General features: G+C 42.5%; 17 protein-coding genes. 11 read left to right on the forward strand and 6 right to left on the reverse strand.

Annotation, left to right across the window (positions count from 1 at the left end):
• Nucleotides 1-116: 116 nt before the first annotated feature.
• Nucleotides 117-1,310, reverse strand: a complete 1,194-nt coding sequence (locus R2Q85_RS09375) for a pyridoxal phosphate-dependent aminotransferase (protein WP_316811511.1) — start codon at nt 1,308-1,310, stop codon at nt 117-119.
• 135 nt (nt 1,311-1,445) lie between these two features.
• Here R2Q85_RS09375 and R2Q85_RS09380 point away from each other — a divergent pair, with 135 nt between their 5' ends.
• The 4 genes from R2Q85_RS09380 to R2Q85_RS09395 are packed head-to-tail and all read left to right on the forward strand — an operon-like array spanning nt 1,446 to nt 4,741.
• On the forward strand, nt 1,446-2,426 hold the full coding sequence (locus tag R2Q85_RS09380) for a cation diffusion facilitator family transporter (RefSeq protein ID WP_316811512.1): 981 nt from the start codon (nt 1,446-1,448) through the stop codon (nt 2,424-2,426).
• Nucleotides 2,423-2,863 carry an NUDIX domain-containing protein gene (locus tag R2Q85_RS09385; RefSeq protein ID WP_316811513.1) on the forward strand — a complete coding sequence of 147 codons (441 nt, stop codon included), beginning with the start codon at nt 2,423-2,425 and terminating at the stop codon, nt 2,861-2,863. The genes R2Q85_RS09380 and R2Q85_RS09385 overlap by 4 nt, the downstream gene beginning before the upstream one ends.
• Nucleotides 2,860-4,128: an adenosylmethionine--8-amino-7-oxononanoate transaminase gene (bioA, locus tag R2Q85_RS09390; protein WP_316811514.1), complete on the forward strand. Its 1,269-nt coding sequence runs from the start codon at nt 2,860-2,862 to the stop codon at nt 4,126-4,128. The genes R2Q85_RS09385 and bioA overlap by 4 nt, the downstream gene beginning before the upstream one ends.
• Before the next feature lies 1 nt (nt 4,129).
• On the forward strand, nt 4,130-4,741 hold the full coding sequence (locus tag R2Q85_RS09395) for a hypothetical protein (RefSeq protein WP_316811515.1): 612 nt from the start codon (nt 4,130-4,132) through the stop codon (nt 4,739-4,741).
• A 1-nt stretch (nt 4,742) separates the two neighbouring features.
• On the opposite strand, the gene pdeM is transcribed toward R2Q85_RS09395, so the two are convergent.
• Genes pdeM through R2Q85_RS09415 form a run of 4 tightly spaced genes read right to left on the reverse strand, consistent with a single transcriptional unit; the run spans nt 4,743 to nt 10,553 of the window.
• Nucleotides 4,743-5,378, reverse strand: coding sequence for a ligase-associated DNA damage response endonuclease PdeM (pdeM, locus tag R2Q85_RS09400; RefSeq protein ID WP_316811516.1), 636 nt, complete (start codon nt 5,376-5,378; stop codon nt 4,743-4,745).
• A complete protein-coding gene (locus tag R2Q85_RS09405; protein ID WP_316811517.1) occupies nt 5,375-7,897 on the reverse strand; it encodes a ligase-associated DNA damage response DEXH box helicase in 2,523 nt (840 codons plus the stop codon). The genes pdeM and R2Q85_RS09405 overlap by 4 nt, the downstream gene beginning before the upstream one ends.
• A gap of 29 nt (nt 7,898-7,926) precedes the next feature.
• Nucleotides 7,927-9,534, reverse strand: a complete 1,608-nt coding sequence (locus R2Q85_RS09410) for an ATP-dependent DNA ligase (RefSeq protein WP_316811518.1) — start codon at nt 9,532-9,534, stop codon at nt 7,927-7,929.
• Nucleotides 9,531-10,553, reverse strand: a complete 1,023-nt coding sequence (locus tag R2Q85_RS09415) for a ligase-associated DNA damage response exonuclease (protein WP_316811519.1) — start codon at nt 10,551-10,553, stop codon at nt 9,531-9,533. The genes R2Q85_RS09410 and R2Q85_RS09415 overlap by 4 nt, the downstream gene beginning before the upstream one ends.
• A gap of 417 nt (nt 10,554-10,970) precedes the next feature.
• Here R2Q85_RS09415 and R2Q85_RS09420 point away from each other — a divergent pair, with 417 nt between their 5' ends.
• The 7 genes from R2Q85_RS09420 to R2Q85_RS09450 all read left to right on the forward strand — a co-directional run bounded on the left by R2Q85_RS09420 (nt 10,971) and on the right by R2Q85_RS09450 (nt 23,090).
• Complete coding sequence (locus R2Q85_RS09420; protein WP_316811520.1) at nt 10,971-14,186, forward strand: TonB-dependent receptor; 3,216 nt, start codon at nt 10,971-10,973, stop codon at nt 14,184-14,186.
• A gap of 6 nt (nt 14,187-14,192) precedes the next feature.
• Nucleotides 14,193-16,082, forward strand: coding sequence for a RagB/SusD family nutrient uptake outer membrane protein (locus R2Q85_RS09425; RefSeq protein ID WP_316811521.1), 1,890 nt, complete (start codon nt 14,193-14,195; stop codon nt 16,080-16,082).
• 43 nt (nt 16,083-16,125) lie between these two features.
• Nucleotides 16,126-17,319: a DUF5000 domain-containing lipoprotein gene (locus R2Q85_RS09430; RefSeq protein WP_316811522.1), complete on the forward strand. Its 1,194-nt coding sequence runs from the start codon at nt 16,126-16,128 to the stop codon at nt 17,317-17,319.
• 28 nt (nt 17,320-17,347) lie between these two features.
• Entirely contained in the window at nt 17,348-18,478 is a 1,131-nt protein-coding gene (locus R2Q85_RS09435; RefSeq protein WP_316811523.1) for a DUF4998 domain-containing protein, read from the forward strand.
• Nucleotides 18,479-18,676: 198 nt separating this feature from the next.
• On the forward strand, nt 18,677-21,004 hold the full coding sequence (locus tag R2Q85_RS09440; RefSeq protein ID WP_316811524.1) for a TonB-dependent receptor: 2,328 nt from the start codon (nt 18,677-18,679) through the stop codon (nt 21,002-21,004).
• A 4-nt stretch (nt 21,005-21,008) separates the two neighbouring features.
• Nucleotides 21,009-21,791, forward strand: coding sequence for a DUF4249 domain-containing protein (locus R2Q85_RS09445; protein WP_316811525.1), 783 nt, complete (start codon nt 21,009-21,011; stop codon nt 21,789-21,791).
• Between the two features lie 78 nt (nt 21,792-21,869).
• Nucleotides 21,870-23,090, forward strand: a complete 1,221-nt coding sequence (locus R2Q85_RS09450) for a GAF domain-containing sensor histidine kinase (protein WP_316811526.1) — start codon at nt 21,870-21,872, stop codon at nt 23,088-23,090.
• Here R2Q85_RS09450 and R2Q85_RS09455 read toward each other — a convergent pair.
• Nucleotides 23,066-23,935, reverse strand: a complete 870-nt coding sequence (locus tag R2Q85_RS09455; protein WP_316811527.1) for an aldose 1-epimerase family protein — start codon at nt 23,933-23,935, stop codon at nt 23,066-23,068. The genes R2Q85_RS09450 and R2Q85_RS09455 overlap by 25 nt on opposite strands.
• Nucleotides 23,936-24,002 lie beyond the last annotated feature (67 nt).

Consider the following 24,002-nt stretch of genomic DNA (forward strand, 5'->3'; position numbering starts at 1 on the left):
CATAAACTCGCTATTCTTAGGTCTATGTTAAATCTTATAATAAAAAGGCCAGGCTCAATACTTGAGCCTGGCCTTTTTACTTCTTTATTGATTCTTATAATAACCTTTATTTTTGTTTAGCTCAGTTTAGCTAAAGCTGCTTTTATTCTTGAAACGGCATCTCTCAGTTTATCTTCTGCTGCTGCATAAGACAAACGGATACAGTCTTCATTACCAAAAGCTTCACCGGTAACGGTTGATACATGCGCCTCGTTCAATAAATATAAGCTCAGGTCTTCTGCTGTGTTGATCACTTCATTTCCGTTCTTTTTGCCAAAGAAAGCTTTTACTTCCGGAAAGAAATAAAATGCTCCGTCAGGAAGATTTACTTTAACACCCGGAATTTCCTTTAATAAAGCATATACGATATCTCTGCGTTTTTTAAATTCTCCTACCATTTGGTTTACCGATTCTAATCCACCCTGATAGGCAGTTAGTGAAGCACGTTGTGCAATAGAACACGTTCCGGAGGTAATCTGACCTTGCAGTTTATCGCAGGCATTGGCAATTTCTTTATTTGCTGCCATATAACCAGATCTCCAGCCGGTCATGGCATAAGATTTTGAAAATCCATTGATCAGGATTACCCGGTCTTTTATCGAATCAAATTCCGCAATTGATGCATGTTTGCCCACAAAGTTGATGTGCTCGTAGATTTCATCAGAAATGATATAAATATTTGGGTGCTTCTCAAATACAGCTACCAGATCAGCCAGTTCTTCCTTGCTGTATACAGATCCCGTCGGGTTACAAGGAGAAGAGAACATGAACAATTTGGTTTTAGGGGTAATTGCCGCTTCCAGTTGTTCGCCTGTTATTTTAAAGTTGTTTTCAACAGTTGCATTAATGAAAACAGTTGCTCCCTCAGCCAGTTTGATCATTTCTGAATACGATACCCAGTAAGGAGTAGGTACTACCACTTCATCTCCTGGATCAACCAGGCACATTACGGCATTTGCCAACGATTGTTTAGCACCTGTAGAAACTACAATCTGGTCAAAATTGTAAGTTAAGCCGTTTTCCCTTAATAGTTTTTCTGCAATTGCCTTCCGTAATTCTGGATAGCCTGAAACAGGGCTGTAGTAAGAAAAATTGTCGTCAATAGCCTTCTTAGCTCCTTCCTTAACAAAATCTGGTGTAAAAAAGTCTGGCTCCCCAAAACTGAGGTTGATAACGTCTATCCCTTTTGCGGACAGTTCTCTTCCTAACTTGGCCATTTTAATGGTTTGTGACTCAGATAGGTTGTTGATTCTTTTGGATAAAAATGTCATAGTAATTAATGCGAAGGCAAATTAAATTTTGTACAGAGGCAAATATATGAACCTCATGCCATTATAAACTAAAAAAAATACTTTTTAATATAAATTGACAGTTAAACAGTATTTTTGGCTGCTAAACACAGCAATTTGCAACCTCAGAAAAAAGCCATATTAACCGCATTGTGCATTAGCATTGTGCTGATGCTGGCAAAATTTGTCGCTTATTTTATTACGCATTCCAATGCCATACTTACTGATGCAGCAGAAAGCATTGTGAACGTATTGGCCAGTAGTTTTGCATTCTACAGCATTTACCTGGCTACTTTGCCTAAAGATGAGAACCATCCCTACGGACATGGAAAAGTAGAGTTTTTTTCGGCTTTTATAGAAGGTACACTCATTGCAATTGCAGGTATTATCATTGTTTTTAAATCAGGATATGACCTGATATATCCCAAGCCCATTACACAGCTTTTTGAGGGTGCTGCTATTATCGGTGCTACCGGACTGGTCAATCTTGTTGCCGGATACTATCTGATCAATACCGGTAAAAAACATAAATCAATTACACTCGAAGCAGATGGGAAGCACCTGCTTACAGATGCCATAACCAGTGCAGGTCTGGTGATAGGAATTGTACTCATTAAGCTTACTGCGATTTACTGGATGGATAGTGTGATCTCCATTTTACTAGGCTTGTATATCATTTACAATGGCTACAAGTTAACCCGCAGGTCAGTGGGCGGATTAATGGATGAAAGTAATAGCACACTCGTAGAAACAATTATTGAGATCCTGCAACAAAACAGAAAGGATCCCTGGATAGACGTCCATAATCTGAGAGCGCAGCAATATGGTGCAGACCTGCACATCGATTGCCACATCACCTTGCCTTATTACTTTGACTTGAACAGGGTACACCAGGAAATATCCGACATTGATAAAATGATCAATGGCAATGCAGACCGGAAAACAGAATTGTTCATTCACGCCGATCCCTGTTTACCAGCCTGTTGTAATTATTGCCGGATGAAAGTATGCCCGGTAAGACAGGAGCCTTTCAGGGCTGAGATTAAATGGACAATTGAGAACGCTACCAAGAACCAAAAACATTTTGACCAGCAATGAGCTATTTTAACGTAAGGGTATACGGTTTATTAATAAATGACAGCAATGAAGTGCTGATCAGCGACGAGCAATCGGGTGGAAGGACCTTTAGTAAATTTCCCGGTGGCGGACTGGAACTTGGGGAAGGCCTGATCGATGCCCTGAAAAGGGAGTTTATGGAGGAGTGCAATGCAGAAATAGAAGTGCTGAGCCATTTGTACACTACCGATTTTTATGAACAGTCTTCTTTTAACGACAGCCAGATCCTCAGCATTTATTACCTGGTAAAAGCAAGCCACCCGCTGCTGCTCAGTTTTAAAACGAACTTGTTTGATTTTGATGAAGGTGCCTTACAATCTTTCAGGTGGATCAGCCTTGATGTACTTAAAACTGATGACGTAACCTTTAAAACCGATAAGACTGCTATAGAACTTTTGCTTAAACAAATTAATCCATGAACTTAGCTGAACGCGATGAGAAAGTAATCTGGCATCCCTATACCCAAATGAAAAGTCCTTTGCCGCATATCCCCATAACGAGGGGCGAAGGGGTATATCTTTTTGATGAAAACGGAAAGAAGTATATAGATGCGGTTTCGAGCTGGTGGGTAAACATTCATGGCCATGCACATCCGTACATTGCAGCAAAAGTAGCCGAACAGTTAACTACCCTTGAACATGTGATCTTTGCAGGTTTTACGCATGAGCCTGCTGTTCAGCTGGCCGAGCGTTTATTACCTTTATTGCCAGGCTCGCAGGAAAAAGTATTTTACAGTGATAACGGATCTACCGCGGTAGAAGTCGCTTTGAAAATGTGCCTGCAATATTGGGTAAATACCACAAAGAAGCCGCGCACAAAAATCATTGCCTTTAAAGATGCCTATCATGGTGACACCTTCGGTGCCATGTCGGTAAGTGGGCGGAGTATATTTACCGAGCCCTTTAATCCGCTGCTTTTTGATGTAGAATTTATTGAACTACCCAATGCACAAAATATAGCCCAGCTCAGATCTAAGCTCAATTACCTTTCCAATGAGGTAGCCTGTTTCATTTTTGAACCTATGGTGCTTGGTGCCAGTGGTATGCTGATGTATGAAGCACAATACCTCGACGAATTGATCGAAACCTGTCAGAAACATGGCATACTCACCATTGCTGATGAGGTGATGACAGGTTTCGGCCGTACAGGCAAGTATTTTTCCTGTGAGGCACTGCAAAACAGGCCTGATATATTTTGTCTGTCTAAAGGCTTAACCGGTGGCACCATGCCTTTGGGAGTTACTACCTGCAACAGCAAAATTTTTAATGCTTTTTTAAGTGATGATAAGCTCAAAACCTTATACCATGGACATTCCTTTACCGCTAATCCCGTGGCCTGTACGGCAGCTTTGGCCAGTCTGGATATTTTGCTGCAACCCGAAACACTGCTCCATATCAAAAGGATAGCAAGCAGGCACCAGGAGTTTGCCGAAACCATTCTGGGGCATCCCAAGCTAAAAAATATCAGGCAGAATGGTACCATACTGGTTATGGAGTGGGAAACAGGAGGGGATACCTCTTATCTGAACGGGCTTCGTGACCGGCTTTATCTATATTTTCTGGAGCGTGGCATTGTATTGCGCCCCTTGGGTAATGTATTATATATTTTGCCGCCTTATGTCATCAGTGATGAAGATCTGGCGTATATTTACCAAAATATTTTACAGGCATTAAACGACATATAATATGCAGCTTCAATCTATCCTAGAAAATATAGTGAGCGATAATTTACTACATGCCAAGTGGTTAAATACTTTGTCCTATATGGAAAATGCCGGTGCAAAGAAAATTTCCGCTTCTGAACATAAGGAGCAGGTGAACCTGATCATTCTCAAGCATGCAGCCGAAGAACACCGCCATGCCTATTATCTTAAAAAACAATTGGATAAACTGGATGGCAACCTTTGTAAAACGTATACCAACGATGAACTACTGACACCTAATCATACCAAATTTTACTTAAATGCTTTAGATGTTGCAGTTTGCCGCTACCTGAAACAGCATTTCAACTTAAGTGGTTATGAACTGAAGTTTGCCGCTTACCTGTTTGTTACTTATGCTATAGAAGTTCGCGCCGATGAGCTGTATCCGGTTTACCAGGATGTTTTAACCAGGGCCAAAAGCAAAGTAAATGTAAAATCTATCATACTCGAGGAAGAAGGACATTTAGAAGAAATGCTGAACCAGTTGAAAACGTTTTCTGCAGATTGGGAAGAACATGCAGGCCAGGTGATTAAGATAGAAGAGGGAATGTTTGACAGCTGGATCAGTAACCTGGCGGAACAGGCCTTGAATTAGGCTAAACTTCCATTACTTTATCAGGAGTGATGGCATAAAACCGGTCTCCCTCTGCTGCGGTTAATAGTTTTAATCCTGTAAAAACACTAAAAGCGGGTAAAACAGCACAGTGGATGCCAAAGTAAAAGCAAGGGAATTTTAATCTTTGCCGGGCTTTACCATATAAAAGTACTCCAGGATGGATGTGACCCGAAATGTTATAATATTCATCAAATACCAGGGGCTTGTCATGTATAAACCTAAATGGATATTGTAAAAATTGATGCTGGTGCACTGTTATGCCCAAGGCCTGATAATCTTCGTTCTTCAAGCTGTCATGGTTTCCTTTCACCAGCACCACTTTTAAATCCGGATAGGCGCGTCTCCATTCCATAAAAGCATTGGCATCACTGTTGATGTTGTGATGAAACATATCCCCGGTAACCAGCAGCGTTTTTGGTAAAAATGCGGCCATTAAATGATTCAATCGCTGCAGGTCTGTTAACCCAACTGTTGCAGGCACCTGTATGCCATGCTTTCTGAAATGTGCAGATTTACCTATGTGCAGGTCACTCAGGATCAGCATCTGCTGCGTTTCCCAGTATATTGCCCTTTCTTTGCTAAGAATCAAGTTTTCTCCTCTGCAACTAATGTTCATGCTTTTCGGTGTTTTCTCTCTGTTTCTGAAGTCATCCTTTCAATTCGCTGGCTCAATTCTTCAGAGCTCATGCTGTCCCTTAAACTATCTACTTTAATAGGGAAACACAGTGGAGTATAACGTTCAGTTTTAGTTACTATTATCTTGCTGGTCTGTATACGCTGCAACGCTGCTGCCAGCCTCGGCTCTTCTATCTGCTGGTAAAATGCTTCATCGTAAGCTTGCTGCAACAATAAATTGTTTTTATCGTAATCACTAAATACATTAAAAAACAGGGCGGCAGAAGATTGCAAATGTTTATTCGCAATGTATTTTCCGGGAAAGCCCTGGAATACCAACCCGGAAATGCAGGCAATATCCCTGAACTTGCGCCTGGCCATTTCTGTAGCATTGATGCTGGCTACAATATCTGCTGCCAGGTTTTTCGGTGTAAATAAGGTCTTTATGTCATTTTCATCCAAAGGGATGGCCTGTTCGCTCAACAGTTCAAAACCGTAATCATTCATCGCAATAGAAAAAGATATAGGTTTGGTTTTGCTCAGGCGATAGGCAATCAGCGCAGCCATAATTTCATGTACCTGACGCCCTTCAAATGGATAGGCGAAAAGGTGATGTCCATCTTTCGTGTTGATCAGTTCTATCAGGAACTCATCATCTTTAGGTACATGAGATACTTTTTCCTGCCGTTGAAATAAAGGAAATATAAAGTCCAGCTCTGCATCCCCGTGTGTTTTATCCAATGTTTCATTGTATTTTTTTCTCAGGATGGCCCCCAGATTAGCCGTCAGTGAAATCCGGCCACCCATCCAGCTGGGAGTTATGGCTTTTTTTAGTTTACTTTTACGTACGATGACAGTCATTTCCTTTACCATGATGAATTCAAGTACCCTCCCGGCCAAAGTAAAGCTGCTGCCAGGTTTCATTTTCGAGATGAATGATTCTTCGATCATACCAATATAGCCACCTGTAATGAATTTAACTTTCAGCATCGGATCACTCACTATAGTACCGATATGCAAACGATGGCGCATGGCGGTCTGCCTGCTTTCTACTTTCCAAAGTCCTTCAACCATACTAACTTTACTAAATTCATTATAGGCAGTTAAACTGTCGCCACCAGTGGTAATGAACTGCATGATCCAGCTCCATTCCTGTGGTAATAATTCGCTGAAGGCATGTGTTTCCTTTATTTCAAAAAAAAGCTGGGCCTCGTCAAAACCATCACCAACAGCCAGGGTAACCAGGTATTGGATCAGCACGTCAAAAGCCATTACCACGGGTTCCCGGCTCTCTATATTTTGTGTTTTTGCAGCTTCCTTAATGGCTGCCGCTTCTACCAGTTCCAGTGCATGTGTAGGTAAAAAATAAATAGTAGATGTTTCATAAGGAGAGTGGCCGCTGCGGCCGGCCCGCTGTAAAAAACGCGCTACACCTTTAGGTGAGCCGATCTGTACCACCGTATCAACTGGCTTAAAATCTACACCCAGATCTAAAGATGAAGTGCTGATCACGGCCTTTAAAGCTCCGGAATGGAGTGTATCTTCGATCCAGTTTCTGAGTTCGTAATCAATAGAGCCATGATGGATTGCCAGTAAACCAGCCAGGTTCTCATCCAGGCCCAACAGGGTTTGGTACCAAAGTTCGGCCTGTCCGCGGGTGTTCGTAAAAATCAGTGTCGTTTTGCTTTTGTATATGATTGGGAGTAATTTTTCGGCCAGCTTATGTCCCAGGTGTCCTGCCCAGGGTAATAGATCAATATGATCCGGTAAAATTGATTTGATGTCAATTTTCTTTTCAAGATCGGCCTTGATGATGGTTTTCAATACATCAGGATAAGGTACCAATACCTCCATGGCTTGTTCCATATTGCCAATGGTTGCTGAAATGCCCCATATCCGGAGTAGCCTTTCCGGATGTCTTTCTTTTAACAGGCCTTTTATCCTGGATATCCCCAGTTCGGTCATTACTCCGCGTTTGCTGCCCAAAAGTTCGTGCCATTCATCTGCTACAATACATTGCAACTGGTCAAAATAACTAAAGGTGTTTTTCTGGGCTAGCAACAAATGGATACTTTCGGGGGTGATGATCAATACTTCCGGCATTTGCTTCTTTTGCTTCAGTTTTTCATTTTGGGGTGTATCTCCGTTTCTTACCCCAATGTGCCAGTCCAGTTCCAGTTCCAGGCAAACCTCGCGCATAGCGCGGGCAAGGTCTTTAGCCAAAGAACGCAAAGGAGTGATCCAGATGAGTTTTAGTCCAGGAGCAGGTTTCTTATGAAGCTTGGTTCTTTTGTCTTTAAGTCGCAGGGCTTCCAGATCAGCACGGGTATTCAGCTCGTCAATTACAGCCGCTAAGAAAATCGAAAAGGTTTTGCCAAATCCCGTCGGTGCATTGACCAGGCCGCTATAGCCTTCAGCATAATATTGCCAGGCATCCGTTTGAAAGGTAAATGGTTTTTTTTTGCTTAATTTTAACCATTTAATTACCCGTTTGTATCCTTTGCTTGTTTCCAGTTTCATCTTTTAATAAGCTGCATAGCGCTTTAAATTTAGGTTTTTCCGGGTAATAATGTAGCTTGTAGCAATTGCCGTAAATCATCAAGGGTATTGATCTCGTCCGCTTTTTTATCTTTTCGCCACCTGGCAATCCGGGGAAACCTCAGTGCCAGGCCAGCTTTATGTCTTTTGCTTTCAGCAATCCCCTCAAAGGCAATTTCAAATACCAGTTCAGGTTTTACTGTTCTTACCGGGCCAAATTTTTCCACAGCATTTTTCAGTACAAAGGTATTTACCTCTTTAATTTCTTTATCCGTTAATCCAGAGTAGGCTTTTGCAACAGTGATCAATTGATCACCATCTCTCACTGCAAAAGTATAATCTGTATAAAAATTTGCCCTTCGTCCACTGCCTTTCTGTGCATAGATCATCACGGTGTCAACAGTATATGGGTTAATTTTCCATTTCCACCAGTCTCCGCGCTTTCTACCCGAATGATACAATGAATCTTTTTTCTTTAGCATGATGCCTTCGCTGTTGATTTCACGTGCCCGCTGCCTGATCTCTGCCAGTTGTTCCCAGTTATCAAATGATATCAGCGGCGAAATCTGTACTACATTTTGAGTGCTCAACCGGGAGATTACCTTCTCCAGCAGCAACCTGCGTGAAGCCATGGTCTCTTCTCTGAGGTCAGTTCCTTCATGTTCCAGTAGGTCATAGGTATAAAAGCCTGTAGGTGCATCGTTCAACTGCGACTTGTTAATGGTCTTCCTGTTTAGGCGTTGCTGCAAAATGCTGAATGCCTGTACTTTTCCATTCTTCACTGATAATATCTCTCCGTCAAGTACAGTTCCGTCGTCCAGCTCTTCCAGCAAAAAATGTAGTTCGGGAAACTGATCGGTTACCAGTTCCTCGCCCCGTGACCATATAAACAACTCCCCATTCCTTTTTACAATCTGTCCTCTTATACCATCCCATTTCCACTCCGCCTGCCAATCCTCCGGCAAACCCAAACCTGCAGGTTCTGCTTCCAGTGCATAGGCCAGGCAAAAAGGATAAGGCCATGAATTATCAGTGTTCACATGCGTACCTCCTACCAAATCCTGGAACGATAGCTCATATGGCTGCCATTTGCCCATGATGCTGTGCATGATCTTGCTGCTGTCTATGTCGCTTTGCTTAGCCAAAGCGTTGACCAGCATTTTATTAGACACCCCAATTCGGAAATTTCCGGAGATCAGTTTATTAAATATGAACCTTTCCTGTGTTTCCAGGCTATCCCATGCATTCAAGATAAATTCTTTCTTGGCAGCGTCATCCTTTCCATGCAATAAAGCAAGGTCATTGATCCATTCATGCAATTTGCGATTGGTCACCCGCGAAGCAGGAGGTAATATCAACGCAATTGTCTCACTCAAATCGCCCACACTGTGGTAACTCTCTGCAAAAAGCCATTCCGGTATCCCGCTCAGCTCAATTGCCCATTGTTTGATCAGGGCCGTATTTACCGGCCGCCTGGGTCTTTTGCCCGTAAACATGGCAATTACGTAGGGTTTATCCTTGTCATCAGCCTCATTAAAGTAATCAACCAAAGCGGTTATTTTATCATTCGTCTTGTTGCTCAGCTCAAGTTGCTGGATCAGTTCTGTAAAACGTCTCATTTCGCAACCTCCAATACTTCCTCATCCTCTTCTTCACTGCCATACTGCGTTGTTACTTCTTCAGATTCGATTCCAATTTCGTTAAGATATTTAGAGAAGGTTGCACTAAAGCCATGGGTTACAAATACTTTCTCAGCCCCAGTTGCCTTAATGGCTGATAACAAGCCTGGCCAATCTGCATGGTCACTTAGTGCGAAACCTGCATCTGCACTTCGCCATCTTCTACTGGCCCTTACCTGCATCCAGCCCGAACATACACCCGTTGCAGCATTAGTTAAGTTTTTTATCCATCTGCCTTCGGCGAGGGCAGGAGGGACAATCAGGATTCCTTTCTGCAATTCTTCTTTCTTCAGCTCAGCAGTAATCCTGATGCTTTCAGGCAAATCCACCCCAGCTTTTATAAAACGCTCGTTCAGGTTAGCGATTGAATTGTGAACATAAATAGCGTTATAACCAGCCAGACCTTTTATCAAACGCTGTGCCTTGCCCAAACTATAGGCCACCAGCACACTGGTTTTGTTCTTATCATGGTTATCAGAAATCCAGTCCCTGATTTGCGAAAAGATCAGTTCCTGTGGCTGCCACTTGTAAATCGGCAATCCGAAAGTACTCTCAGATACAAAAGTATGACATTTCACAGGCTCGAAAGCGGTGCTGATCCCATCATCTTCCACTTTATAATCACCGGATACCACACAGATTTCACCTTTATATTCCAATCTGATTTGCGAGGAGCCGATAACATGCCCGGCAGGAAATAAACTTACCTTAACTCCGTTGATGCTGATCTCTTTATAATAGGGAAGCGTTTCGACCTTTAATTCCATCCCTAATCGCTGATCTAATATAGGTTTGGTGAGTTCATGGCACAGATAAGCCTCATTACCCCATTTTACATGATCAGCATGTCCATGGGTAGTGATCGCCAGTTTAACCGGTCGCCAGGGATCGATATAAAAATCGCCCTGCTTGCAGTAGATTCCTTTATTGCTGAAACTGATCAATCCCATTTGATTCATTAACAAAAAATTTATGGATAAGTTTTTTGTGCTTGTTTTTAGGATTGAGTATAGGCAATTTTCTACTTCCAGCTTGTTTTTATTTGTTTAATTAAAATTTATTTTGTGTTGCATTAAGCTTAATATTTACTTAATATTCTTTTAAAGTATTTAAAATACTTTCGTTTTGCAGGACAGTGCATAACAGTTGTTCATCTAATAGTTAATAATTTAGATCAACCAAATAAATAAACCATGACAAAAAATCTTTACACCACGTTGTATCGCCATCGGCGATACGCCCCCATTTAAACATTTTTTTAACATTAATTGTCTTTAAATCATGAATTAAAAGCCTTGATCTTTTGTCGTGCTTGCCGGTTATATGATCCGGTCATCCTAAAAAGTAAAGTGTTCATACACCATTTCTAAAATTATATGAGAAAACAAATACTCGCTTTCATAATATTACAAATGTTTGCTTTTGCTTACATGTCCTATGTAAGCCCAGTCTATAGTAAAACTAAGCCCGGTACTGCGGCAGTTTTTAAAAAGAATAAACCAGTTGGAATAACGTTAAGAAAAGACATTACCGGAACAGTGCGAGACTCCATTGGTGTGATGCCTGGAGTATCCGTTAAAATAAAAGGAAGTACCAATGGCACCACCACAGATGGAAATGGGCGGTACATTTTAAACGTTCCTGATGAGGCTGCCGTATTGGTGTTCTCTATGGTAGGTTACGCCACACAGGAAATTCCGGTAAGCGGAAAAACCGTGATCAATGTTACCCTTAAGCCATCTCAAAATGCATTGGATGAGGTTGTGGTTGTCGCTTTTGGAACCCAGAAAAAAACAGACATGGTGGGCTCGGTTACTTCCATCAGCGCAAAAGACCTGAAGGTTCCTTCCAGCAACCTGACTACCGCACTTGCGGGTCGCGCGGCAGGGATCATAGCTTACCAGCGGAGCGGGGAACCCGGACAGGATAATGCCGATTTCTTTGTCAGGGGCATTACTACTTTTGGCAGCAATACCAAACCGCTGATACTGATAGATGGGATGGAGCTGACCTCGACAGACCTGGCCAGGCTTCAGCCGGATGATATTGCCAGCTTTTCCATCTTAAAAGATGCTACTTCTACAGCTGTATATGGCGCAAGGGGTGCTAACGGTATTATCCTGGTTACCACTAAACAAGGTGCTGTCGGCAAAGCAAAGCTGGCCCTGCGCCTGGAAAATTCTGTTTCCAGCGCAACTAAAGACCTGGAACTGGCTGACCCCATTACCTATATGCAACTTTCTAATGAGGCTATATTAACCCGTAACCCCCTTGGAACCCTGTTGTATTCGGAAGAAAAGATTGCCAATACCATTACAGGTAAAAACCCGCTCGCGTACCCCGCCAACGACTGGAAGAAAATGATGTTTAAAGATAATGCAATCACACAACGTGCCAATCTGAGCATTAGCGGTGGTGGTGGTGTGGCCAAATACTTTGTTTCTGGTGCCTATAATAAGGATAACGGAATGCTCAATGTAGACAACCGCAACAATTACAACAACAACATCGATCTTAAAAGTTATACGCTGCGTTCAAATGTGACCATCGACGTGACCAAATCAACTGAAATGATTGTACGTTTAAGTGGAAACTTTGACGATTATACCGGGCCAATCGACGGCGGTTCGGGCATGTACAGAAAGGTGATGCGTTCTAACCCAACCTTGTTCCCCGCTTATTTTCCTATTGATGAGCAGCATAAATTTGTAAAACACATTATGTATGGAAATTTTGGTGCAGGGAATTACCTTAACCCTTATGCCGATATGACCAAGGGCTATAAAGATTATTCCCGGTCACTCATGCTGGCACAACTGGAAGTAAAGCAGGATCTCGCTGCACTTACGCCGGGCCTTTCTTTCCGGACCATGTTAAATACCAACAGAACCTCCTATTTTGATGTGAGCAGGTCGTATATCCCATATTTATATACGCTTGCTGGTTACGATCAATTAAATAATACTTATGCAATAACCAATTTAAATGAAGATACCGGCACAGAATATCTGGGCTATAGCGAAGGTGAAAAGCAGGTAGAAACCTCTTTTTACCTGGAATCTATGTTCAATTACAGCCGTAACTTTAATAAGCACGGTTTAAATGGTTTGCTGGTGTACCGGATGATGGAAAACAGGGTGGCCAACGCCGGAGATCTGCAGGAATCACTGCCTTTCAGAAACCTGGGTGTGTCGGGAAGGGCAACTTATTCCTATGACAACCGGTATTTTGCTGAATTCAACTTTGGTTACAATGGATCTGAACGTTTCCATGAATCCAAACGTTTCGGCTTTTTCCCTGCAGGGGGAGTAGCCTGGAACATCTCTAACGAAAAATTCTTTAAAGAGCTTAAACCCATATTCAGCAATTTAAAATTGCGGGCAACTTATGGTTTAATTGGTAATGATGCCATTGGTGATAAAAAAGACCGCTTTTTTTACCTCTCTAATGTAAATATGAATACCGCTGCAAGAGGTGCTGTTTTTGGCAATGGACAGGGACCGATGTTTTCTTTAAACGGTGTTTCTGTATCCAGGTACTCCAATGCCGACATCAGCTGGGAAACTGCAACCAAGAAGAACTTTGCACTCGAGATCGGTTTGTTTAACAAGCTAAACATCCAGGCAGAGTATTATACCGAAATGCGTGACAATATTCTGATGTCCCGCTCAGTTCCGGTAACGCTGGGTTTATCGGCACCGGTAAGGGCCAATGTGGGTAAAGCCAGTGGCAAAGGGACCGATATATCTGTTGATTATACCGAGAATTTAAGCAATGGGATGTGGTTTTCTGCAAGGGGAAACTTTACCTATGCCAGCAGTAAATACCTGGTCTATGAAGAACCGCAGTACAATGAATTTTATCGCAGCCATGTAGGTTACCCGCTCAACCAAACCTACGGTTATATCGCTGAACGTTTATTTGTCGATGATGCCGAAGCATTAAATTCACCTAAACAAAACTTTGGGGAGTATGGCGGCGGAGATATTAAATATACCGATGTGAACCGGGATGGGCAGATCACTGATGCAGATAAAGTGCCGATTGGTAACCCTACAGTTCCCCAGATCATTTATGGTTTTGGATTTTCTATGGGCATTAAGAACTTCGACTTCAGCGGATTTTTCCAGGGCCTGGCCAACGAATCCTTCTGGATAGATGCAGAGGCAACTTCACCATTTGCCAATTACAGGACGCAAACTGAAATAGACAATGGCACACTTGCCGGCAGGGTGCTCAATAATCAGCTGTTAAAGGCTTATGCAGATAGCCATTGGTCTGAAGATAACCGCAATGTATACGCTTTATGGCCAAGGTTAAGTCCGGAGATCAATCAGAACAATGCACAAACCAGTACCTGGTTTATGCGCGATGGTTCCTTTTTACGCTTAAAAACAGTGGAAGTAGGGTATACCTTACCTAAAAGCTGGCAAAAAAAGGTGCGTGCCAGTACTTTCAGAATATATGCCAGCGCAACCAACCTGTTAACCTTCAGTAAGTTTAAGTTATGGGATGTAGAAATGGGTGGAAACGGTTTGGGCTATCCGCTGCAAAAAGTATTTAACCTGGGTGTAAACATTACTTTCAATTAATAAGTCATGATGAAAAAATATATAACTAAAGGCCTGCTTGTTATCCTCGTTTTAGCAGCGCTAAGTTCCTGTAAAAAGTACCTGGATGTTGTTCCCGATAATGTGGCTACGATAGAAAATGCCTTTACTATGCGCAGTCAGGCACAAAAATTCTTGTTTACCTGTTATTCTTATATGCCTAAAGAAGGTGACTTGGCCGATGATCCTGGAATCCTTTCCGGAGATGAGATCTGGGATGTTCCTACCAAAGGCGCTTACTTTTTTATCGCCAGGGGTTTTCAAAAAACCATAAGTCCCTATGGCGACAGGTGGACCAACCTGTACCGTGCGCTGCGCGACTGCAATATTTTTCTTGAAAATGTAGGAAAAGTGCCAGACCTGAATGAAGAAGAAAGGGCACGCTGGATTGCAGAGGTGAAATTTTTAAAAGCCTATTACCATTTTTATCTGGTACGTATGTACGGACCTATTCCGCTCATCAAAAATAACTTGTCTATTGATGCCGATGCTACTGTAACCAGGGTTACCAGGGATCCGGTTGATTCCTGCTTCAGCTATATCAAACAGCTGCTTGATGAAGCCAGCCCTTCACTTCCGCCAATAGTGCTTAACCCTACAACCGAGGCCGGACGCATTACCCAGCCCATTGCACTGGCGCTTAAAGCCAAGGTGCTGGTTACAGCTGCAAGTCCGCTTTTTAATGGAAATACTGACCAGTCGACCCTTAAAAACCCTGATGGTACCCAGCTCTTTAACCCTACCTATTCAAAAGTCAAATGGGATACTGCCGTGGTGGCCTGTAAAAGGGCTATAGAATTGTGCCATTCAGTAGGAATGAAATTGTACGTCTATAATCCCGATTTTCAGCAATTCAACCTCACCAGTACCATTAAAACGCAGATGAACATCAGGAACAGCTTTGCCGAGAAATGGAACAGCGAGATCATCTGGGCAAATACACAGACGCTGGTTGCAAATGCAACCCTGCAGGTTCTGGCTGCTACCTGGTGGGACCCACTATTGCTGGATAACTCTGCTGTACGTGGCGAATTTTCTCCGCCATTGAAAATTGTAGAACAGTTTTATAGCAAAAACGGGGTGCCGATTACAGAAGATAAAACATGGGATTACAATGGCAGGTATGGTTTGCGTACTGCCGTTGAAAGCGAAAAACTGTACATCAAGAAAGACTTTGAGACAGCAAAACTGAATTTCGACAGGGAACCAAGGTTTTATGCTGACCTGGGCTTTGATGGCGGAATATGGTATGGTCAGGGAAAATATGACGACAGCCAGGACCTGTTTTACCTTCAGGCTAAATTTAAACAAAGAAATGGTGTAGGTAAACCCAATTACGGTACAGTAACAGGGTATTACGTAAAAAAGTATGTGCATTTTCAGAATGTGATGGTTGCCGCTGCCTATTCCACAAATCCATTTCCATGGCCGGTAATCCGTCTGTCCGATCTTTACCTACTGTATTCAGAAGCACTGAACGAATCACTGGCCGCACCTGACGCTGAAGTTTATCAGTATGTAAACCTGGTGCGTACGCGGGCAGGGTTGAACAGTGTAGAATCATCATGGACTAATTTTTCCAGCAACCCTTCAAAATACACCAACAAAGATGGCATGCGCGATATCATTCACCAGGAAAGAAAAATAGAACTGGCTTTTGAATCGCAGCGGCTTTGGGATTTGCGCCGCTGGAAAGAGGCAGCTAAAGAGCTCAACCAGCCCATTACTACCTGGGACCTGGGGCAGGAAACATCGGCCGGGTATTACAGACCGGTAATCCTGTTTAACCAGACTTTTGGTTCAAAGGATTATTTCTGGCCAATTAGTGAAGCCAACATTACTGCGAACAGAAACATCGTCCAGAATCTTGGCTGGTAAAAGCTATTCTATGTATAACCATCATTTTATAAACAAAATAAAGATGAAGAAACTATATTTTATTACATCAGTTTTAATTGCCTCTTTATTGTACGGCTGTGCAAAAGAGGAAAGAGAAGACCATATAGACCCCAATGCACCTGCGCCTGCACAAATCAGTAATGTTACGGTAAGGGCCCAGCCGGGAGGGGCAAAACTTTCCTATAAGATTCCACAGGATGCTAATCTGGCGTATGTAAAGGCAGTATATGAAATACAGCCCGGTGTTTTCAGGGAAGCAAAATCGTCCATATATGCCGATACATTGGCTTTGGTTGGTTTTGGTGATACCAGGGAACATGAAGTAAAAGTATATAGTGTTGGGAAAAATGAGAAAGAATCAGTGCCTGTACTGGTTAAAGTCATACCTCAAACCCCGCCCGTAGCTTCGGTATTTTTAACACTGGATCTGGTTTCTACCTTTGGGGGTGTAACGGTAAGTTTCGATAACCTCACTAAAGCCAACCTGGCCATAGAAGTAATGGTAGATACGACCGGACAAAATACCTGGGCTCCGGTAAGCACCTATTATACCGCTGCAGTAAAAGGAAAATTCTCGGCCAGGGGAATGAAAGATCAGGAAAAGAAGTTTGCTGTGTATCTGCGTGACCGCTGGAACAATAAATCGGATACACTGACAAAAGTGCTGACCCCTAAATATGAAACACAAATACCAAAAACAGGCTGGGTGTCTATGCAAATGAAATTAGACTCCTGGCAACCGGTAAACTCCGGTTATAGTGTATCCAAAATATGGGATGGCAAATGGGCGGTGCTGACGGGCGATAGCTTTGCCTCGCCTAACGGCTCACCGATTCCTTCCTGGTTTAGTATAGATCTGGGCAAGAAAGTATTACTCAGCAGGTTTAAGGAACATCAGGCGCCCACATCACATTTATACTTCGGCTCAGCTGTAAAGAAATTTGAATTGTGGGGCTCTAATGCGCCAAGTCAGGATGGTAGTTTTGATGGCTGGGTGTTGCTGGGGGCATTTGAATCTTTTAAACCTTCCGGGTTGCCATTGGGACAAACTACTGCAGAAGATAAAAACTATGGTAACTTTCTGGGCGAGGATTTTATGTTTGAGGAAACACCCCCTGCTATACGCTACCTGCGCTGGAAAACCATAGAAACTTATAGCAGTACAGGGCAGATCGTTATTGGCGAGCTTACCTTATTTGGCGAAATACAGCCTTAACATTCATCATAAACATAAATATAAAGTAATGAAGAAAATATTTCGTTATACCGTATTACTAGCCTTTGCTGTTTGTGTGCTTGGCAGTTGCAAAAAGATGGACGATATCTATAAAGATTTCGTCGTTCCGGGTGGGCTGACTTATGCAGGCCGGGTAACCAGTCCCGTAATTCAGTCTGGCCGTCAAAGAATTAAAATTTCCTGGCTAAGAGGGGCAGATCCCAATGTAAATCAGGCCAGGATTTTTTGGAACAACTATACCGATTCTGTGAATGTGCCGATCCCGGCAACAGGGGATACCATTAGTGTCATCATTGGCAACCTGGAAGAAAAGCCCTATACTTTTGTGGCGCGCACGTATGACAACAAAGGCAATAAATCTGTACCTGTAGAGCTGCTGGCTGAAAGCTTTGGTGACAAATACCAGTCATTTTTGGTTACCCGTCCGGTGGTTCGGAGTGAAAATGTCGGGCCGGTACTGACTATTGACTGGAGCAATGCCAACAAAAGTGGAGGAGCTTACGTAACTGAGGTGGAGTATACCAATACTGCCAATGCAACGGCAGTTAAGCGTTTTAGTGTAGATGAACTGTCTTCAGTAATTTCAGATTATAAACCAGGTACCACCTATAAGTACAGGACTGAATATCGTCCTGGCGCCAGTATTGACCCCTTTTATACGATGGGTTATACCACGCAGCTTGTTGCTTTTAAAATACCAAAAGCAGGGCTGGTGGTTACTGCCGATTCTTTTGCGGCTACATCTCAGCTCGCAAATGGTGGTGGCCCTCCTGGATATGCATTTGATGATGATCTAAATACCTTCTGGCATACGCATCACACACCGACACCAGTTGCCCCATTCCCACACTGGCTGATGGTTGACCTGAAGAAAACTTACAACATCACCAGGGTTGAACTCACCTGCAGGGCAGGTGCTACGGGAGTGACCAATAGCTTTACCACATTTATCCTCCAGGGAAGCATGAATGGCACAACCTGGACGGATTATGAAACGTATACCCTGGTGCAGAAAGACCAGGCCCAAAACTTTGCATTTAAAAGTATACCAAAAATGCGTTATTTCAGGATTTATGCTACCGCAGGAGGGGCGGTACATACCAGTTTGGCAGAGTTTAGTGTATTTGGATACGAATAAGTTTAATTTGAATACAGGATCATTTTAAAAGATCCTGTATTCACTTATTTTTTTCTTGCAAATATAATGGCCAGGTTCGTTGTGGCATTACGAATCATTTACCTCATTCCAAGCAATGGGAAGATCAGCCGAAACTAATTACCAGCTAAAATTGCTGATACGGGAATTCTTTCTATTTTTACAATTCATGATGTAATTATGCCATACACCAATAGAATTGTACTGATCCTCTTTATCATAGCTCAATTCCAGTTTGTATCTGCTCAGCATAAAAAAACGGTTAACGGAAATGTAACTGATGCCAAAACGGGCGAAACACTGATTGGGGCAAGTGTTAAACTTGCCGGATATACAGCTGCGGGTACTGTAACCAATGCATATGGCTTCTATTCTATAAATACTACCGAAGGCGATTATGAAATCTCTGTCAGTTTTATTGGCTATAAAACCATTAAACAAAGCATCACAATAACAAAAGATACCAGGCTTAATTTTGCAATGGAAGCCGATAACCAGCTTAATGAAGTGGTGATTTCGGCTACAAAAAGAGATGAAAATGTGAGCAGTCCGCAGATGGGGCTGCAAAAAATAGATGTACGCGAAATCAACAATGTACCCGTATTGCTGGGCGAACGGGATATCCTTAAAACCATTCAGCTTTTGCCAGGTATCAAATCAGCCGGCGAAGGTAACAGTGGTTTTTATGTAAGGGGAGGATCTACTGATCAGAACCTGATCCTGCTGGATGAGGCGCCTGTTTACAATGCCTCGCATTTACTGGGTTTCTTCTCTACTTTTAACTCCGATGCGATAAAGGATGTGAGCGTTTACAAAGGCGGTATGCCTGCACAATATGGCGGTCGGCTGGCCTCAGTACTGGACATTAAAATGAACGACGGGAACCGTAAAGCATATACTGCAGAAGGAGGGATAGGTTTAATCTCCTCGCGGCTAAAGGTAGAAGGGCCAATTGTAAAAGACAAGGGATCTTTTATGGTAAGTGCCCGAAGAACTTATATGGATGCCTTTCTTTCTTTATCGCCGGATAGTAATGTAAACAGCAATATCCTCTTTTTTTATGATGTAAATGCGAAGGCCAATTACCAGCTTGATGAAAAGAACACTTTATATCTTTCGGGGTATTTTGGCCGGGATAAACTAGGCATAGCAGATACTTTTGGCTTCAACTGGGGAAATGCGACCGTCACGCTCAGATGGAACCATTTGTACAGCAACAGGCTATTCTCTAATACTTCCCTCATTTACAGCAATTACAATTACGTGATCCAGAACTTTATGGAGGAAAACAATTTTGAAGTAAATTCTGCGATCAAAGACTTCAATTTAAAGCAGGATTTCGAATATAGCTTAAGTAATACCCATAATTTAAAATTCGGCATAAATGCCATCCATCATACCATTGCACCAGGCAAACTCACAGCTTCTGAAACCTCCAGTGTAAATGAAACCAATTATGAAGACCGTAAAGGACTGGAAACGGCCACTTATATTTCAGATGAATGGACTGTAAATAGCAAAATGAACATTGTTTACGGGCTGCGGTTAAGCAGTTTTTCTTTAATGGGGCCGGGCAATATTAAAACTTATGATGCCGATGGGAATACCATCAGCACTACGTCTTACAAAGCAGGGGAGTTTGTAAAAAGCTATTTTAACCTGGAACCACGGGTGTCTGCCAGTTACCAGCTTGGCACTTCAAGCTCCCTGAAAGCCGCCTACACCCGTAATGTTCAAAATGTACACCTGATGTCCAATTCAACCTCTACTTCCCCTACAGATCTGTACATCATGAACAGCAACAATGTAAAACCGGAAATTGCCGATCAGCTTGCGGCTGGATATTTCAGGAATTTTAACGACAATAATTATGAATTTTCTGCAGAAATATATTACAAATGGATGCAGAACCAGATTGAGTACAGAAGCGGGACCGATTTAAGGGGCAACGGAAATGTGGAGGCTGATTTATTGTATGGTGATGGCAGGGCATACGGACTGGAGCTGTTTTTTAAAAAGAGATTTGGCAGGTTTAACGGTTGGGTAGGTTATACCTGGTCGCGTACAGAAAGACAGTTTGATGCCATCAACAAAGGCAGGTGGTTCTATGCCAAACAAGACCGTACGCATGATTTATCACTCGTGGGCATTTATAAGGCCAGTACCCGCTGGACTTTTTCTTCCGTTTTTGTTTACAATACAGGCAATGCTGTTACTTTCCCAAGTGGCAAATACCAGATCAACGGACGAACCGTTTTTTATTATATGGAAAAGAACAGTTACCGCACTCCCGCATACCATCGTTTAGATGTATCGGCTACGCTTGAAGGAAAACCAGGAAGGAAACTGCAGTCCAGCTGGTCTTTTGGTATCTATAATTTGTATAACCGGCAAAATGCTTTCTCTATTGATTTTAAGGATGACCCTGATGATGCAAGCAAAACGCAGGCCGTGCGGACCACCTTATTTGGAATTATCCCTTCCGTAACCTGGAACTTTAAATTTTAGCCTGATGAATGATATAAAAATAAAGGTTTTGTTGGCTGCAATGTTGTTCAGCAGTTGCGAAAAAGTGATTGACCTGAAACTGGACAACGCTGAGCCCATTGTTGTTATAGATGGCGGGCTGAGCGACCAGAATGAAAACCAGGTGGTCAAAGTATCAAAAACCTATAATTTTACTGAGCCTAATAGGTTTAATTCGGTAACTGGCGCTAAAGTAGTACTCACCCGGCCCAATGGCAGTACCATCAATTACAATGAGGTTTCTCCAGGAGTATATCAAAGTGCCCGGTTCCGGGGAGTGTCTGGCACTACCTATCTTTTAGACGTAACGGTGGATGGAAAAACGTATAGTGCAGCTTCAACTATGCCGGCTAGGGTAGTACTGGATTCGCTGACATTTAAACAGTTTAATTTTTTTGGTAAGATAAATACTTATGTTGCTGTTAATTACCAGGATCCACCAGGTGTAGAGAATCAGTACCGTTATATTTTAAAATCTAAGGGTAAAGTAGAAGAAGATATGGTGAATGAAGACCGGTTTAATAATGGGAATCAGGTAGCTGACGTTATTTTCTATAAACTCGATGACCTGGTCCCGGGTGATAGCATCCACGTCGAATTTCAGTGCGTAGACCGGAATGTTTACAGGTACTTTTATAGCCTGGGCCAAAATAATGGCAATGGCGGACCTCCGGTATCGCCTGCAAATCCCCTTTCTAATTTTAATAATGGTGCGCTGGGCGTTTTTAACGCCTATACATCCAGCAAAAGAACTGCAGTGATTCAGTAGTGCTTTATACTTTGTTTTCCCAAAGAACAATGTTAACTTTATGATATCTCTATTAATTAATCTCTATAAGTTAATCCCATGGCGATCCATACGGCTCAAGATCTGGTTTCAGTTGAAGATGAAAGGATTAAAACATTGTACAAGTACGATTTGCTGGATACACCTTCGGAGGTACCGTTTGATAAACTGACACGTCTGGCCGCAAATCTGCTTAAAGTACCCATTGCCATCATATCCTTAGTAGATAAAGAACGCATCTGGTTCAAATCAAGATTTGGGCTGGAAACCCAGCAAATAGACAGGGAAGAGGGCCTATGTGTTTCTGCAACTTTAGCTGATGATTTTTATCTGGTTGAAAACGCGGCAACCGATCCGAGAACAGCAGGACACCGTTTTATAACCGGTGCTTTTGGATTAAAGTTCTATGCCGCATACCCACTTAAAACCAGGGATGGTTACAACCTGGGCACTTTTTGTGTAATTGGTAAAGAGCCCAGAACGCTGAGTGCCGAAGAGTCGGAGATTTTAAGGGACCTTAGGGATATTGTGATGGATAAAATTGAGCTCAGACTGGCGTCTAAAACAGCTGCTGCCCGGCAACACCAATTGTTAAATACCACTGTACATGATCTGAAAAACCCCTTAACAACTATTCCCGTTCGGGCCGACCTGATCAAAATGAAAAAAAATGACCCGGATATGGTAGACGCCATGTGCGATCAGATTAAAATAGCGAGTTTAAACATGGTTCGGATTATTGACGAACTCCTGCAATCGGGCAGTATGGAAGCCGGACAGATCCATTTGCTGCTGATGAAGTTAAACGTTTCACTTTTGGTGAGTAATGTCGTGGCCATGAACCAGCCTCTGGCAGAAAGAAAGGGGCAGACTATTTATTTCAGTGCAGAAATGGATGTAATGATCCAAGGTGATGAAGGCAAACTAAACGAGGTGTTGGATAACCTGATCAATAATGCCATCAAATACGCGCCAGCGGATACCAATATTTATGTGCGTGTAAAAACACGTATCAATCAGGTATTGATTGAAGTGGAAGACGAAGGACCCGGATTAACAGCTGAAGATAAAACGCAATTGTTCCAGCGCTTTACGCGTTTAAGTGCCCAGCCTACCGCCGGTGAACACTCTACCGGCCTGGGCCTTTCCATAGTAAAGGTCCTGGTTGAGGCGCATGGAGGAAGGATCTTTGTAGAAAGCGAAGGCGGAAAAAATAAGGGCGCAAAATTCAGTGTTGAACTGCCAATGCTAAATCATCAAAAACATTCTACTTCCCACTGACGGGTAAAAGTTTCTTTTGGGCTTAAAGCTACAATGCCTTCCTTGTTTTCAAGCTGTTGCTGGTGATGGGTTCCATCTGCAATGCCACACCAGGGCTCCAGGCAAATAAAATCCGCATTTTTAGCTGCCCAGATGCCAAAGAAAGGAAAATCCTTAAACCTGAAATGAATTCCATGAGGTGTTTTATGATTGGACAAGGTGATGCAATCACTCTTTAAAGTTTTAAGTACTAAGGCATCATCGTAAAAAAGTTCCTGTTTTAAAGGAAGTATTCCATTGTTTAATTCGATAACTGCTGTTTCATTGTCAATCAGGTCATTTTTAACCCTATGATAAGCCAGTATGCTGTCTTTGTTAAACGCTAAGAAATAATCGCTATATCCCAGTTCATCTGTTGTAGCGGCTGCGAATGCAGGATGTGCACCAACAGAAAACAGCAGTGTGCTTTGATCAGCAGGATTTGAAACTTCGTAGCTGCAGGAAAGGCTTTTCCCAGAGAGTTTGTAGCGTAACTGCAGTACAAAACGGAAAGGATAAACCTTCAGCGACTCCATATCTTCAGTCAGGGTAAATACAACTTCAGTGGCACTGAGCTGATTTACCTGGAAATCTTTATCGCGTGCAAAGCCATGTCTGGATAAATGGTATTCCTTTTCCTGAAAATAATAAGTATTGTTTTTCAGACTGCCCACAATCGGGAAAAGCACCGGGCTAAATTTTCCCCAATAATCTGGATTACCGCTCCAGAGGTAATTGATGTTGTCTTTTTTGCTTTTTAAGCTTTGCAGCTCAGCACCCTTGCTTGCAAATGAAGTATAGAGGTATTCGTTTTCCAGGAAAATCATATCAGGTAAAAATAAAAAAAACCTTTTGTTATCTTAGTTGTGGTATTAAATTCTGTGTATATTTCTT

The sequence above is a fragment of the Pedobacter heparinus genome, from assembly GCF_032678725.1.
In the GTDB taxonomy this organism is placed as follows: domain Bacteria; phylum Bacteroidota; class Bacteroidia; order Sphingobacteriales; family Sphingobacteriaceae; genus Pedobacter; species Pedobacter heparinus_A.